The sequence below is a fragment of the Microbacterium sp. Ru50 genome (assembly GCF_002920555.1).
Classification (GTDB): Bacteria; Actinomycetota; Actinomycetes; order Actinomycetales; family Microbacteriaceae; genus Microbacterium; species Microbacterium arborescens.
Genome location: NZ_PQSV01000001.1, coordinates 1,607,126 through 1,621,565 on the forward strand (window position 1 = coordinate 1,607,126; position 14,440 = coordinate 1,621,565).

A 14,440-nucleotide genomic window follows, 5' to 3' on the forward strand; every position below is an offset into this window, starting at 1 on the left:
TACGCCGCCGCGGATAGCCTGAAGGGATGGCATCGGGCGACGACCAACGACGAAGACTCACCCGGATGCCGCGGCAGGGCGCGATCGTCGCCGTGCTGGCCATCGCGGGACTGGCCTCCTCGTTCATGTTCACGCTCGTCGTCCCGATCCAGTCGAAGCTGCCGGAGCTGCTCGACGCGAGCCGCGAGGACACAGCGTGGGTCGTCACCGCCACGCTGCTCGCCGCGGCGGTCTTCACCCCGATCGCGGGGCGGCTCGGCGACATGTACGGCAAGCGCCGCATCGTGCTCGTGCTGCTCGTCCTGCTCATCGTCGGGTCGATCATCGCGGCGCTGTCGACCGACATCGTCGGCGTCATCGTCGGGCGTGCCCTGCAGGGCGCGGTGACGGGCGTCGTGCCGCTCGGGATCTCGATCATGCGCGACGTGCTGCACGAGAACCGCGTCGACGCGGCGATCGCGCTGATGTCGGCGACCCTCGGCGTCGGCGGTGCCGTCGGCATGCCCGTGAGCGCGCTCATCACCGAGACGAGCGACTGGCACGTGCTGTTCTGGATGTCGGCGGGCCTGGGCGCGGTCGTCCTCGTGCTTGTCGTGCTCATCGTTCCGCCGAGCGTGCTGCGAACCCCCGGCCGATTCGACCTCATCGGGGCGATCGGCCTCGCGATCGGCCTGACCGGCGTGCTCCTCGCCGTCTCGCGCGGGAACACGTGGGGCTGGGCGTCGGCGGCGACCCTCGCCTGCGGCCTCGGCGGCATCCTCGTGCTGCTGGTGTGGGGGTGGTTCGAGCTGCGCATCGCCGACCCGCTGCTCGACCTGCGCGTCGCCGCCCGGCCCGCGGTGCTGCTGACGAACCTCGCCTCGATCGCCATCGGCTTCTCGCTCTTCGCCTCGAACGTGTCGTATCCGCAGATGCTCGAGCTTCCCGAAGCGGTCGGCGGCTTCGGGCTGACGCTGCTGCAGGCGAGCCTCATCGTCATGCCGGCGGGCCTGGTGATGATGGTGCTCTCGCCGTTCTCGGGGCGCCTGGCGCGCACCGTCGGTCCCCGCCTGCTGCTCGTCCTCGGCTCGATCGCCCTGATCCTCGCCTACGGCTTCTCCCTCGTGTGGGCCTCGGAGGTCTGGCATCTGCTCGTGGCGAATCTCCTCATCGGCGTGGGCATCGGCTTCGGCTACGCCGGCATGCCGATGCTCATCATGCGCTCGGTGCCTCCGACCGAGACCGGCGCATCGAACGGGCTCAACGCCCTGTTCCGCTCGCTCGGGACGAGCACCGCCGCGGCACTGATCGGCGCCGTGCTCGCCGCGTTCTCCCTCGAGCGCGACGGCGTGGCCGTGCCGACACCTGCGGCATTCCAGGTGTCGTTCGCCCTCGGCCTGGGCGCCGCCGTGATCGCCCTCGCCGTCGCGCTGTGCATACCGCAACGCCGCGATCCGCACGAGGCACACCCCTCCTTGCCCTGAGCGGCGTATCGTCGGCATCCATGAGCCACGAGGACGCAGCCACCACCGCATCCCGCGATCATTCCTCCGACGACAGCAGGAACGACCGCCGCTTCTTCGGGCAGCCGTGGGCGCTCACGCACATCTTCGGCGTCGAGCTGTGGGAGCGGTTCAGTTTCTACGGCATGCAGATCGTCCTGGTCTACTACCTCTACTTCTCGGTCTCGGACGGCGGGGCGGGATTGCCCGAGGCCACGGCCGTCGGCATCGTCGGCGCCTACGGCGGAGCGGTCTATCTCTCGACGATCCTCGGAGCATGGATCGCCGATCGCCTGCTGGGCTCCGAGCGCGTGCTCTTCTTCAGCGCGATCATCATCGTCGCGGGCCACGTCGCGCTCGCGGTGCTCCCGGGGCTGCTCTCGGTCGCGGTCGGGCTCGTGCTCGTAGCCCTCGGCTCGGGCGGGTTGAAGGCGAACGCCACGGCGGTCGTCGGATCCCTCTACTCCGAGCACGACCCCCGCCGCGACGCCGGATTCTCGCTGTTCTACCTCGGCATCAACCTCGGCGCCTTCGCGGGGCCGCTCCTGACGGGCTTCCTGCGCACGAGCCTCGGGTTCCACTGGGCGTTCGGCGCCGCGGCGGTCGGCATGACCATCGGCCTGATCCAGTACGCCATCGGACGCCGGTCGCTGCCCGAGGCCGCGCGTCGCGTTCCCAACCCGCTCCCCCGGTCGCGTTACCCGCTGGTCATCGGCATCGCCGTGGCGGCGATCGCGGCCATCGCGCTCCTGATCGCCCTCGGAGTCATCCGGGCCGACAATCTGTCGCTCGTCGTCGTCATCGTCGTCATCGCCGCGACGATCGCCTACTTCACCGTGATCATCTCGAGCTCGCGGATCACCTCGACCGAGCGGTCGCGCGTGTACGGCTTCATCCCGCTGTTCATCGTCAGCGTCGCCTTCTGGTCGCTGTACCAGCAGCAGTTCACCGTCATCCCGATCTACGCCGAGAAGCGGCTGGACCGCAACATCTTCGGGTGGGAGATGCCGCCGGACTGGGTCAACTCCATCAACCCCGTTTTCATCATCATCCTCTCGGGGGTCTTCGCGGCTCTGTGGACGAAGCTCGGAAGGCGTCAGCCCTCGACACCGATCAAGTTCGCCGCGGGCGTCATCGTCATGGGACTGGCGTTCCTGCTCTTCCTGCCGTTCGCCTCGGACGGCCCCTCGGCGACACCGCTGCTCGCCATCGTCGGCATCCTGTTCGTGTTCACCGTCGCCGAGCTGCTGATCTCGCCCGTCGGTCTGTCGGCTGCGACGAAGCTCGCACCGGCCAGGTTCCAGACGCAGATGGTCGCGCTGTTCTTCCTCTCGGTCTCGCTGGGAACGGCGATCTCGGGACTGCTCGCGCCTTTCTACGACCCCGAGAACGAGGTGCCCTACTTCTCGATCCTCGCCGCCATCGCGATCGTCCTCGGCCTCGCCCTCGCCGCGGCCCGAAAGCCCGTGCTCGCGCTCATGCGCGACGTGCGCTGACACACGCGGGAGAATGGAGGCATGTCCTCCTCCGCCGTGCGCCGCTCGAACCCCACCGCCTGGGCCGCCTTCTGGGTCGGCCTCCTCGGGCTCATCCTCATGCCGATCCCGCTGTTCATCGGCTTCGTCCTCGGCGGGGGCCTCTCGCTCGTGGCCGCTGTGCTCGTCGTGATCGCGCTTCTGAAGGGCCTCGCCCGCAGCGGGTCGGGCATCGCCCCGGTCGTCTTCGCCGGCATCTTCGTGCTGCTCACGTGGGGCGGGATCTCGGTCGGCGGCGGCATCGTCTGGTGAACGCCCGCGCGGGCGGCATCGTCACACGATGACGGCCGGATGCCGGGCCATCGCGGACCCGGCGCTAGAGTCGCGGCGCACCCGATGAGAAAGCGACGCTCATGACCGAGATCACCACGACCACCGCCGGCAGCCTCCCCCGCACGCAGGCCCTCATCGACGCGAACCGCGCGCGCACCTTCGCCGACGACGGTTTCACCCTGCAGTCCAGCCCCGAGTTCACCGAGCTGACCGCGCAGGCGGTGGCCGACGTGGTCGCACGCCAGCGCGAGGCGGGCGTGACCCAGGTCGGCGACGGCGAGTTCGGCAAGGCGATGTCGAACGCGGTCGACTACGGCGCGTGGTGGTCGTACTCGTTCCAGCGGGCGAGCGGCCTGTCGCTGACCGAGGTCAACGCGTTCAACGAGCCGCCCGTGCGCTCCGAGCCGGGCCGCATCCGCCTCACCTCGTTCCTCGATCGCCGCGACCGGCAGCTCTTCCCCGCCGTCTACGCCGACGCCGTCGAAGCGGGAGCGACGGCGACGGCGTTCCCCACGACGACCGGGCCGATCGCCTACCGCGGGCACGCGGCCGTGGCATCCGACATCGCCAATCTGAAGGCGACGCTGCGCGACGGCGAGCAGGGCTTCCTCACCGCGATCGCCCCCGGCTCGGCCTCACGCGTGCGCAACGAGTACTACGCCACCGACGAGGAGCACATCTTCGCGTGGGCCGACGCCCTGCGCGAGGAGTACAAGGCGATCACCGACGCGGGTCTCATCGTCCAGCTCGACGACCCCTCGCTCGCCGAGAACTTCGACCAGATCAACCCGGAACCCGCGATCGCCGACTACCAGGCGTTCACCCGCATCCGCGTCGAGGCCATCAACCACGCGATCGCCGGGCTGCCGAAGGAGCTCGTGCGGCTGCACGTCTGCTGGGGCTCGTGGCACGGGCCGCACACGACCGACGTCGCTCTCGCCGACATCCTGCCCGTCGTGCTCGAGGCGAACGTCGGATCGATCTCGTTCGAGGCCGGCAACGTCCGCCACGAGCACGAGTCGGGCGTGTGGGCGCAGACGTCGGTGCCCGACGACCTCGTGCTCGTGCCCGGCGTCGTCAGCCACGCGACCAACGTCGTCGAGCACCCCGAGCTCGTCGCGCAGCGCATCGAGCGCTTCGCGAGCATCGTCGGAGCCGACCGCGTGATCGCCTCGACCGACTGCGGCCTCGGCGGCCGCATCCATCCCGACATCGCGTGGGCGAAGCTCGCCTCCCTCGGCGAGGGCGCCCGGATCGCCGCATCGCGCGTCTGACTCTTCCTCGCCGCGGGCGGCCGTTCCGCGATGCAAGGGATCATCGACGACATCCCGGGGAGCGGCATCCGCCAGCGGGGTGTCGATCACGATCCATTGCATCCGGGACCGCGGGTGCTCAGCCGATTCGACTACCGTGAAAGATCGCAGGACACCGCGAGAGGGAGCCATGACCGACACACAGCCGCAGATCTTCGAGCCCGAGGGCCGCGCCATCCCCTACGTCGAGGATGCCGGCAGCGAGCCGGTCCTGGTGCTGATCCCCGGGTACAGCAACGTCGCCGCCCTCGGCACCCTCGCGCACGTGCTGGCCGAGGAGGACTTCCGCATCCTGCGCGTGGGCTACCGCACGGCGCAGACCGAGGGCGTCACGCTGCACGACCTGGCACAGGATGTCGTCGACGTCATGGACCACGTCGGACTCGGCGATGCCTGGGTCGGCGGACACGCCTTCGGCGGCGCCGTCGCACGCACCGTGTCGACCGACCACACCGACCGCGTTGACGGCGTGCTGCTGCTCGGCGCGGAGGGCGACGAACCCCGCACCGACCTCGAGCCCCTGCAGGCGGCAGCCGCGGCGGCCGTGTCGCTGGACGAATGGCGCGCGCTCGCCCCGACGGTCCCCGTCATGCTCATCCAGGGCGCCGACGACGACGTGCTGCCGCCCGCGAACGGCGAGCGCCTCCAGGCCGCCGCTCCCGGCCTCGTCAGCCTCGTGACCCTCGAAGGCGGCGGGCACCTCTTCCCGGCGACCCACGCCGGCGAGGCCGCGTTCGTCATCGAGGACTACCTCGACGTCGACTGACCCCCCCCTTCCCCGTCTCCCCCGTCGACTCGCCAAGAAACGCGGATGCCGCACCCCGCGGACCCGCAGAATCCGGCGAGTCGACGGGAGTGACGTGCCGAGAGGGCCCGTCGGACAGGGCAGAATCGAAGGATGATCGACTCTGCGCTCCACCCCGCCCACGCCTGCCTCATCGTGCACGGGCAGGACCAGCCGGGCATCATCGCCGCCCTGTCGGCGATGGTCACCCGCGTGGGTGGCAACATCGTCGCGTTCGACCAGTACTCCGATGACCCGACCGGCGGCGCCTACTTCTGCCGCGTCGTGTTCCACCGGCCGAACTTCGCGGTCGACCGTCCGTCGATCGAAGCCGAGATCGGCGAGACGCTCGCCGGGTTCGATCTGCAGTGGTCGCTGACCGACCAGTCGGTGCCCAAGCGCATGGCGATCCTGTCGTCGAAGCAGGACCACTGCCTGCTCGATCTGCTGTGGCGCCACCGCCGCGGCGATCTCCCCGTGACGGTGCCGATGGTCGTGTCCAACCACACCACGTCGGCCGAGGACGTCCGCTCGTTCAACGTCCCCTTCTTCCACGTCCCCTCGACGCCCGGCCCCGACAAGTCGGCGTCCGAAGCCGAGATCCTGAAGCTGCTCGTCGGCAACGTCGACTTCGTCGTCCTCGCCCGCTACATGCAGATCCTGTCGTCGGACTTCCTCGAGAAGCTGGGCGTGCCCGTCATCAACATCCACCACTCGTTCCTCCCCGCCTTCATCGGCGCCGAACCCTACAAGAAGGCCAAGGAACGCGGCGTCAAGCTCATCGGGGCGACGAGCCACTACGTCACGACCGACCTCGACGAGGGGCCGATCATCGAGCAGGACACGATCCGCGTTACCCACGCCGACACCGCGGCCGAGCTCGCCCGCCGCGGCGCTGACGTCGAGCGCCAGGTGCTCTCGCGCGCGGTGCTGTGGCACGCGCAGGACCGCGTCATCCGACACGGCAACCACACGATCGTCTTCTGACCGCGGGCGGGGTCTCAACCCGCGGGCGGGGTCTCAGCTCCCGGACGGAGCCTCAGCTCGCGGGCTGCACCGGCTCGAAGTCGTCGACGCTCGTCTTCCCCGTCGGCGACAGGAAGATGCGCGTCGTGTCACCGGGGTCGGCGGGGTCGAACACCAGCGGACGCGTGTCGCCGACCGCCGGCACCTCGCGTGGCGCGATGAGCACCATGGTCGTGACCCAGCGATCCGTGCCGACGGCGTCGGTGAACTTCGCCACCAGCGATGCGGCCATCCGCGACGCGTCGTGCGCGGGCAGGGGCGCCTCGACGATCTCCGCCTCGACGCGCGAGCCCGAGGCCAGAAGACGCGAGATGACCGCGTTGTCGCGGCGACGCGTCGCGAGGGCGCGCACCCGCGCGATGTAGCTGAGCACCGCGAGAAGCGCGAGAAGACCGGGGAGCCACCACTGTCCGGCGTACAGAATCCACTCGCCGACACCCCACGGCTCGTTCTGTCCGAAGGTCGGGTCGACGGCGACGCCGACCGCGTCGGGCGCGATCCACATCGTCGTCGCCACCCACGTGCCGATGGCCAGCCCGGCCAGGATGATCGTGAGCGGGCCGATCGCCGCATAGCCCTTCTCGCGTGCGCTGAACCGGTGGTTCCACTTGCCGTACTGTCCGATGCAGACGAGAAGCAGAAGGATGCCGACGGGCAGGCCCCATCCGCGGACGGCAACCGGGATGCCGGTGTCCCACGTACCGAAGACGCTGTTGATGTTCACGGCCCGGAGCTGCTCGAAGATGCCGCCGATCGCGAACCCGACGACACCCGCGGCGGCGACGGACAGGATTCCCCAGATCAGGCTCGCGACCAGCGCGGAGGTGGTCCCCCGATACTTGGCTTGCTCACGACGTGCAGCTTCTCGGGGGTCCAGCAAACTCACTCCCCCAGGCTAACGCTCCCCGCGCCGGGGCTCAGGACACGGGCTGCTGCAGGTCGATGACCCATCGGTCGCCGTCATAGGGCGTCTGCAGATACACCTCGCGGCACGCGCCGTCGGATCGCAGCCCGCGCCGCTCCGACTCGGCGACCAGCGCCTGCCACGCGCTCTGGATGCCGGCCAGATCGGGCGCCTCGTAGCGAAGGGTGAGCGCCCGCGGTTCGGCCGCGACGACCGCGCGCTCGAGGCCGTCGGGCACCGGCGCCTCGCCGATCTGCTCGGCCGCGGCGACGACCATGCCGTCGCCTGTCGTCGTGTAGACGGCGACGCCGGGTCCGACCCGCTGCGCACCGGCGGACTCGATACGGTCGTTCACGCGCTGGAACATGACGCTGATCTCGTCTTCGATCTGCGCCATCTCGTCGATGCGGACCGACAGCTGGGTCAGAGTCAGCTCGGGCAGTGCGGTCTCGATGAATGTGGACACGGGTATCTCCTTCTCGATCGATCGGAGCCTCGCCTCGACCTCGTGCAGCCGCTGTACGTCCGCTGCGATCTGGCCGCTCAGCTCAGCCCTCCGCTCCCGCAGGAGCGCGGCCACGGATGCCGACGACACACCGTCGTCGAGCAGTCGGCCGACCTGTTCGAGGGTGAAACCGAGGTCCTTCAGCGCGATCAGCCGGTTGGCCCGATCGAGCTGCGACGCGGCGTAGGAGCGGTAGCTCGAGGCCGGATCGACGCGATGCGGACGCAGCAGGCCGAGCTGGTCGTAATGGCGCAGCATCCGCACCGATACGCCGGCCAGCCGGGCGAACTCTCCGATACTCAACATGGTGATCCCACTCGACAGCCTGACACGGTGTGAGAGTCAAGCGCACGGCCGGATCACATCAGAAGACGTACTCCATGAGGTCGAACCCGAACGCGCGGAACGCCTCGTGAGCGCGCAGACGATCGCTCATCGACAGGTCGTCGAACCCGACCAGCAACGCGTAGGCCACCCCGGCGCGGGGGCCGGCGAGCACGCCGGCCTCGGCGCGGATGCCGTCGGCCCGACCGGTCTTGTTGACGAACAGCAGCTCGTGCTTGTCGTCGTCGTGCGCGAAGGGATCGAGTCCTGTCACCGAGCCGACGAGCGACAGGTCGTGGTTCAGACTCAGCCACTCGGACACCTGGGCGCTCACCCCGGGCGAGACGACGTCGGTGTTGACCAGTGCCGCGAACATGGCGGCGAGCTCGCGCGCCGTGCCGAGAGCGTAGTGCGGCGCATCGTCGGGCCCGCGGGTGTCGCGGAACCGGTCGAGCAGCGCCGTGCGCGGCATCCCGAGGCTTCCGATCCGCGCGCGCACGGCATCGAGGCCGACCCGCTCGAGCAGGGCGTTGGCGGCGAGCGCGTCGCCGGTCGAGGCGGCCAGCACCGCGAGATCGCCGAGCGGCAGGGCGGGCGCCGCGAGATGGCGCCAGAGCCCCGCGACCGCGACGTCGCCGACGGTCGACCGATCGACGATCTCGAGCGGGTCGAGAGTCCCGGCCTCGAAGCGGGTCGCCACTTCGATCAGCAACGGGACGATGCCCAAGCCCGCCACCGGCAGCGTGACGAAGTCGTCGCCCGCGAGCACGGGCGTACCGCGGTCGAGGTCGCTGACCCGCACCGACACCCGCGCCCCGGATGCCGCCAGGGCGTCGAGCGCCTTCTCGGTCGACGCGAACCCTCGCCGCGGCACGCCGGAGCGACGGCGCGGGCGCGCGCCGGTGCGCCGCTCCGCGCGCGAGCGGGCGGTCCCGGGGGAGGATTCGGATCCATCCACCGTCATGTTCTCGTCTCCGTCGGAGTCAGTTCGAGCGATTCGGTTCGAGTGATCACCAGATCGTTACGCGGCGCTCGGGCGCGAGCCACAGATCGTCTCCCTCGGTCACGCCGAATGCGTCGTAGAACGCATCGATGTTACGGACGATCTGGTTGCATCGGAATTCGTTCGGGGCGTGCGGGTCGATCGTGAGCAGCCGGATCGTCTCGGCGTCGCGCCCCTTCTGCTGCCAGATCTGTCCCCAGCTGAGCAGCAGCCGCTGCACACCCGTGAAGCCGTCGACCACGGGGCCGTCGGGCGCCTCGGCCAGCTCTTCCGGCGACATCGTGGCGGCGAGGTGCAGCCGGTACGCCTTCAGCGCGATGCCGAGGCCGCCCAGGTCGCCGATGTTCTCGCCGATGGTGAGCGCGCCGTTGACGGTGTGCTCCTCGCCGAGTCCCCGCGGCACGAGCGCGTTGTACTGGTCGATCAGTGCCCCCGTGCGCTCCTCGAAGGCGGCGCGGTCGGCGTCGGTCCACCAGTCGTTGAGCGCGCCGGTGCCGTCGTAGGCGCTGCCCTGGTCGTCGAATCCGTGCCCGATCTCGTGGCCGATGACCGCGCCGATGCCGCCGTAGTTCGCCGCGGCGTCGCGCTCGGACGAGAAGAACGGCAGCTGCAGGATGGCCGCGGGGAAGACGATCTCGTTCATCAGCGGGTTGTAGTAGGCGTTGACCGTCTGCGGCGTCATGTGCCACTCGTCACGGTCGATCGGCTGGCCGAGCTTGGCGAGCTGACGCTCGTACTCCCACTCGGTCGAGCGCAGGACGTTCCCCAGGAGGTCGGTGGGATCGATCTCGAGCGCGGAGTAGTCCTTCCAGCGGTCGGGGTAGCCGATCTTCGGTGTGAAGGCCGCGAGCTTCTCGAGCGCACGCTCACGCGTGGCCGGCGTCATCCACTCGAGGCCCGTGATCGACTGCCGGTAGGCCTCGATGAGGTTGTCGACCAGGGCGTCCATCTCGACCTTGGCCTGGGGCGGGAAATGCCGCTCGACGTAGATCTCGCCGACCGCTTCACCGAGAGCCGCCTGCACGATGCTGACCCCCCGCTTCCAGCGCTCGCGGTTCACGGGCACGCCGGTGAGCTGGGTGCCGTAGAAGGCGAAGTTCTCGGCGACGAACGCGTCGGGCAGGAACGGCGCCGACGCACGGACGACCTGCAGCCGCAGCCAGGCCTTCCAATCGTCGAGGTGCTCGTCGGTCAGCAGCGTGCCCAGACCGGAGAGGAAGCTCGGCTGGTTGACGTTGATCTCGGCGAAGCCGTCGCGGTGCCGGGGCGCGAGGCCCTCGAGCCACGGGTCGAGGTCGACGCCCGCGAGGGTTCGCACCTCGTCCCACGTGTGCAGGTTGTAGGTCGCCACCGCGTCGCGGTTGCGGACGTTGTCCCAGTGGTGCGTGGCGAGCTCGGTCTCGAGCCGCACGATGCGGTCGGCCTGGTCCGCGGCATCGCCGACGCCGGCGAGCTCGAGCATGCGCTCGGCGTAGCCGCGGAACGCGGTGCGCGTGGCGTCGAAGCCGTCGAGGCGGTAGTAGCTCTCGTCGGGAAGCGACAGCCCGCCCTGGACGAAGAAGACGACATAGCGCTCGGGGTTGCCCGGGTCGGGCTCGATGAACGTGCCGATCATGCCGCCGATGCCCTCGCGCTCGAGCTCACCGACGGTGCTCAGCAGCGCCGTGATCGAGTCGACCGCGTCGACCCGCGCCAGCTGCGGGCGCAGCGGCTCGGCGCCGAGCTCGTCGATACGGGCCGTGTCCATGAAGCTCGTGAACAGGTCGCCGATCTTGCGCTGCACCGTGCCCGGCTCGGCCGACGTCGCGTCGTCGATGATCGCGCGGACGTCGCTCTCGGCCTGTTCGGCGATGACGTGGAACGAGCCCCACCGCGCCTTGTCGTCGGGGATCTCGGTGCGCTCGAGCCAGCTGCCGTTGACGTGCCGGAACAGATCGTCCTGCGGTCGGATCTCGGGGCTCAGCTCGGCGATGTCGATTCCGGAGGGGAGGACGGGGTCGGTCATGGCACCCATGCTAGGCCGACCGGACGACACGAACTTCCGAGGGCGTTCAGCGTTCTGTGGTGGTACATCCCTCGGCAACCGGGATGCCGGCGAAACGGTCCCTGGTCCAGTCGAACAGCTCGTCGATGAGGGGCGACGGGCGCTCGACGACGCCCGCATGCTCGAACCCCGCGTACGTGCGGAAATCGACGTCCTGGCCCGCCGCGCACATCCGGTCGACGAAGGCGGCCTGGGTCTGCACGGGGATGACGCTGTCGGCTCCGCCGTGCGCCAGCAGCACGGGCGCGGTGGAACGAAGCGGAGCCGTGTTCTCGCGCAGATGGCGACCGAGCACCCCGGATGCCGGCGACCGCGAGAACAGCGCGGGATCCCGGCTCATCCCGAGCGCCGCGGCCACCGACAGCACGATCGTCGGGTCGGACAGGCACCGCTCCGACATCTGCCGCAGCACCGTCTCGGCGCCGGGACGCACATAGTCGCGATACTCGATCTCGGGGTAGATCGCCGAGAACGAGGCGAAGGCGTAGGAGGCGAAGATGCTCCCGCCGGTGACGCTGGAGATGCCCTGCACGAGAGCCGCCGGGTCGCTCGCCGGGGCGAGGGCGGCGACGCCCCGCACCCAGACCTCGGGGGCGTACTCCCGGGCGACGGCGCCCGTCCACAGCGCGGCAGCACCGCCCTGCGAGTGCCCCCAGACGACGGTCCGCGCCCCGAGATCGGCCTCCTCGAGCTCGCGAGCCGCGCGCACGGCGTCGAGCGACGCGTGCGCGCTCGGCAGGCCGACGAGGTACGGGTGCGGACCCTCGGTCCCGAGCCCGATGTAGTCGGTGCCGACGACGGCCCATCCCTCTTTGATGGCTCGCGGCAGCATGTAGAACGCCCCCGCCCACAGTCCGCGCGGCTGCAGCGACGGGGCGCAGTGCTGAGCGAACCCGGTGGTGCCGTGATTCCAGTCGATCACCGGCCACTGCCCGTCTCCCTCGCGCGGCACCGCCACGATGGCGCTCGCGACGCGGACCTCCCCCTCGACTCCCGTCGTGGTGTAGAGGATGCGCCATCCCTGGGCGCTCGCCGGGATGCCCGCCTCGAACGGCTCGGCGCGTACGAGTCGTCCAGGCTCGTCGGGCAGGTCGCGCGGTGCCGCGTAGAAGTCGTCGACGACGGTCGAACCGTCGCGCAGCGGCGCGGTCACGATCGTCGTGGTGACGGCGAGCGCGACGGAGGCGATCGCGACCACGGTGCGACCCCATCGCCGGCGCGGGCGCCCGTCGGCCCCCAGCCGTTCGGCCGCCCGGTCGTCGCGGCGACGGCGCAACCGCGTCCAGAGGTCGACGACGCCGCTCATGATCAACCGTGCGCCGAAGACGACGGCGGTCACGAGCAGGGTGATGTCGGGCCAGAACAGTGCGAGCGCGCCGAAGATGACCCCCGATGCGCCGAATGCCGCATCGGCGATGCGCGCGTCCCACGTGCGCCCGCGTCCGAACGCGGCGATGACGCCGAGGACGCCGCCGCCGAGAAGAAGGATGCCGACGACGATCGCGACCACGCGGACCGTCAGTCCCGGCGCGAGGAGGACGATCGCGCCGCCGACCAGCCAGGCGACGCCGGTCGCCGTGCGCCAGCGCGGCCGATGCGCCTCCCCCTCGCGTCCGGTGAGCTCGAGCAGTCCCGTCAGGGCCATGCCGCCGCCGATCAGCCAGGCGAGGACGTCGAGAGCGGTCGTGGGCCGGATGACGATGACGACGCCGAGCACGACGGCCGCCGCGGCGACGACGACGCGGACCCACGTCGGCAGCCGCGCGTGCAGGCGCGCGATCGCCAGGCGTTTGAGCAGCCGCATCCCCGTCCTTCCCCTCCGGTCGATGATCAACGCTAGTCGGGGATGCGGTGCTGCTCCGCGCGCTCGACAGCGACCGGGCCCGCGTGCAAGGCCGGCCCGGCGGCGGTCCGCCCCTAGGCTCGTCTCATGGCGCCCACGCTCAACCGCGAGATCCTGCGGCTGGCCGTTCCCGCGCTCGGGGCCCTCATCGCGGAGCCGATGTTCCTCATCGTCGACGCCGCCCTCATCGGCCACCTCGGCGTCGTGCCGCTCGCGGCCCTGGGCATCGCGGGTGCGGTGCTGCAGACGATCGTGGGCCTGATGGTGTTCCTCGCGTATGCGACGACGCCGGCGGTGGCGCGCCGCTTCGGGGCGGGCGACTCCACGAGCGCCGTGAGCGCGGGGATCGACGGTCTGTGGCTCGCGCTCGGCCTCGGCGCCGTGCTCGCGGCGGCCGGCTCGCTCGCGACCCCGCTGCTGGTGGGTCTGTTCGGCGCCGGGGAGGCCGTCTCGACGGATGCCGAGACCTACCTGCGGCTGTCGATGTGGGGGCTTCCGGCGATGCTCGTCGTCTTCGCGGCGACCGGGCTGCTGCGCGGGATGCAGGACACCGTCACCCCGCTGTGGATCGCCGGCCTCGGGTTCGGCGCGAACGCTCTGCTGAACGTCCTGTTCATCTACGGCTTCGGATGGGGAATCGCCGGATCGGCCATGGGCACCGTCATCGCCCAGTGGGGCATGGTCGGTGCCTACGCCGTCGTGATCGGCCGTCTCGCCCGCCGGCATTCGGCGTCGCTCCGGCCCCGCGCCGACGGCATGCGCGGGTCGGCGCGTCTGGGCGGCTGGCTGTTCCTGCGCACGGTGTCGCTGCGGGCCGCGCTGCTCGCGACCGTCGCGGTCGCGACGGGACTGGGAACGAACGAACTCGCCGGATGGCAGGTCGCCTTCACGATCTTCTCGACCGCGGCCTTCGCGCTCGACGCCCTCGCGATCGCCGCGCAGGCCCTGATCGGACGCGGGCTCGGTGCCGGCGACGAGACGTTCGTCAAGCGCGTGCTCGGGCGGACGGTCGCCTGGGGCGCGTGGTTCGGAGTGCTCGTGGGCGGGCTGATCGCGGCGACGTCGGGAGTCATCGGGCTGCTGTTCACCGGCGATCCCGCGGTCGCCGCGCTCGTGCAGCCGGCTCTGCTCGTCCTCGCGATCGCCCAGCCCGTGTGCGGCGTCGTCTTCGTCCTCGACGGCGTTCTGATGGGCGCCGGAGATGCGCGCTACCTCGCCATCGCCGGCGGGCTCAACCTCGTGCCCTTCATCCCCGCCCTCCTGATCATCGGTGCGCTGCATCCGGACGGCGCGGCGGGCCTCGCGTGGCTCGCGGCGGCGTTCTTCGGTGTGTACATGATCGCTCGGCTGCTCACCCTCGGCTGGCGCGTACGCCGGGGCGCATGGTTGCGCATCGCCGTCTGAA

The 14,440-nt window shown here is 70.5% G+C and carries 12 protein-coding genes; 7 read left to right on the forward strand and 5 right to left on the reverse strand.

The window, feature by feature from the left end; translation table 11 throughout:
• Positions 1-65: 65 nt before the first annotated feature.
• From C3481_RS07550 to purU, 6 genes are all read left to right on the forward strand, one after another.
• Positions 66-1,463, forward strand: coding sequence for an MFS transporter (locus C3481_RS07550; RefSeq protein ID WP_103841456.1), 1,398 nt, complete (start codon positions 66-68; stop codon positions 1,461-1,463).
• 20 nt (positions 1,464-1,483) lie between these two features.
• Positions 1,484-2,977, forward strand: coding sequence for a peptide MFS transporter (locus tag C3481_RS07555; RefSeq protein WP_071918613.1), 1,494 nt, complete (start codon positions 1,484-1,486; stop codon positions 2,975-2,977).
• A 21-nt stretch (positions 2,978-2,998) separates the two neighbouring features.
• Positions 2,999-3,268 (forward strand): hypothetical protein, encoded by a 270-nt coding sequence (locus C3481_RS07560; protein WP_023952761.1) that lies wholly within the window; start codon positions 2,999-3,001, stop codon positions 3,266-3,268.
• Between the two features lie 101 nt (positions 3,269-3,369).
• Complete coding sequence (locus tag C3481_RS07565; RefSeq protein WP_071918615.1) at positions 3,370-4,563, forward strand: cobalamin-independent methionine synthase II family protein; 1,194 nt, start codon at positions 3,370-3,372, stop codon at positions 4,561-4,563.
• A gap of 169 nt (positions 4,564-4,732) precedes the next feature.
• Complete coding sequence (locus tag C3481_RS07570; RefSeq protein WP_023952763.1) at positions 4,733-5,368, forward strand: alpha/beta fold hydrolase; 636 nt, start codon at positions 4,733-4,735, stop codon at positions 5,366-5,368.
• 132 nt (positions 5,369-5,500) lie between these two features.
• On the forward strand, positions 5,501-6,373 hold the full coding sequence (gene purU / locus C3481_RS07575; protein WP_064956348.1) for a formyltetrahydrofolate deformylase: 873 nt from the start codon (positions 5,501-5,503) through the stop codon (positions 6,371-6,373).
• Between the two features lie 52 nt (positions 6,374-6,425).
• On the opposite strand, the gene C3481_RS07580 is transcribed toward purU, so the two are convergent.
• Genes C3481_RS07580 through C3481_RS07600 form a run of 5 tightly spaced genes read right to left on the reverse strand, consistent with a single transcriptional unit; the run spans position 6,426 to position 12,996 of the window.
• Positions 6,426-7,298: a hypothetical protein gene (locus C3481_RS07580; RefSeq protein ID WP_103841458.1), complete on the reverse strand. Its 873-nt coding sequence runs from the start codon at positions 7,296-7,298 to the stop codon at positions 6,426-6,428.
• 31 nt (positions 7,299-7,329) lie between these two features.
• Positions 7,330-8,127 (reverse strand): MerR family transcriptional regulator, encoded by a 798-nt coding sequence (locus C3481_RS07585; protein WP_103841460.1) that lies wholly within the window; start codon positions 8,125-8,127, stop codon positions 7,330-7,332.
• A 58-nt stretch (positions 8,128-8,185) separates the two neighbouring features.
• On the reverse strand, positions 8,186-9,103 hold the full coding sequence (locus C3481_RS07590; RefSeq protein WP_233494906.1) for a serine hydrolase: 918 nt from the start codon (positions 9,101-9,103) through the stop codon (positions 8,186-8,188).
• 52 nt (positions 9,104-9,155) lie between these two features.
• Positions 9,156-11,153: a M13 family metallopeptidase gene (locus tag C3481_RS07595; protein ID WP_181021892.1), complete on the reverse strand. Its 1,998-nt coding sequence runs from the start codon at positions 11,151-11,153 to the stop codon at positions 9,156-9,158.
• A 46-nt stretch (positions 11,154-11,199) separates the two neighbouring features.
• A complete protein-coding gene (locus C3481_RS07600) occupies positions 11,200-12,996 on the reverse strand; it encodes an alpha/beta fold hydrolase (RefSeq protein WP_071918619.1) in 1,797 nt (598 codons plus the stop codon).
• Positions 12,997-13,122: 126 nt separating this feature from the next.
• Between C3481_RS07600 and C3481_RS07605 the strand changes: the two genes are divergently transcribed.
• Positions 13,123-14,439, forward strand: coding sequence for an MATE family efflux transporter (locus tag C3481_RS07605; RefSeq protein ID WP_064956352.1), 1,317 nt, complete (start codon positions 13,123-13,125; stop codon positions 14,437-14,439).
• Position 14,440 lies beyond the last annotated feature (1 nt).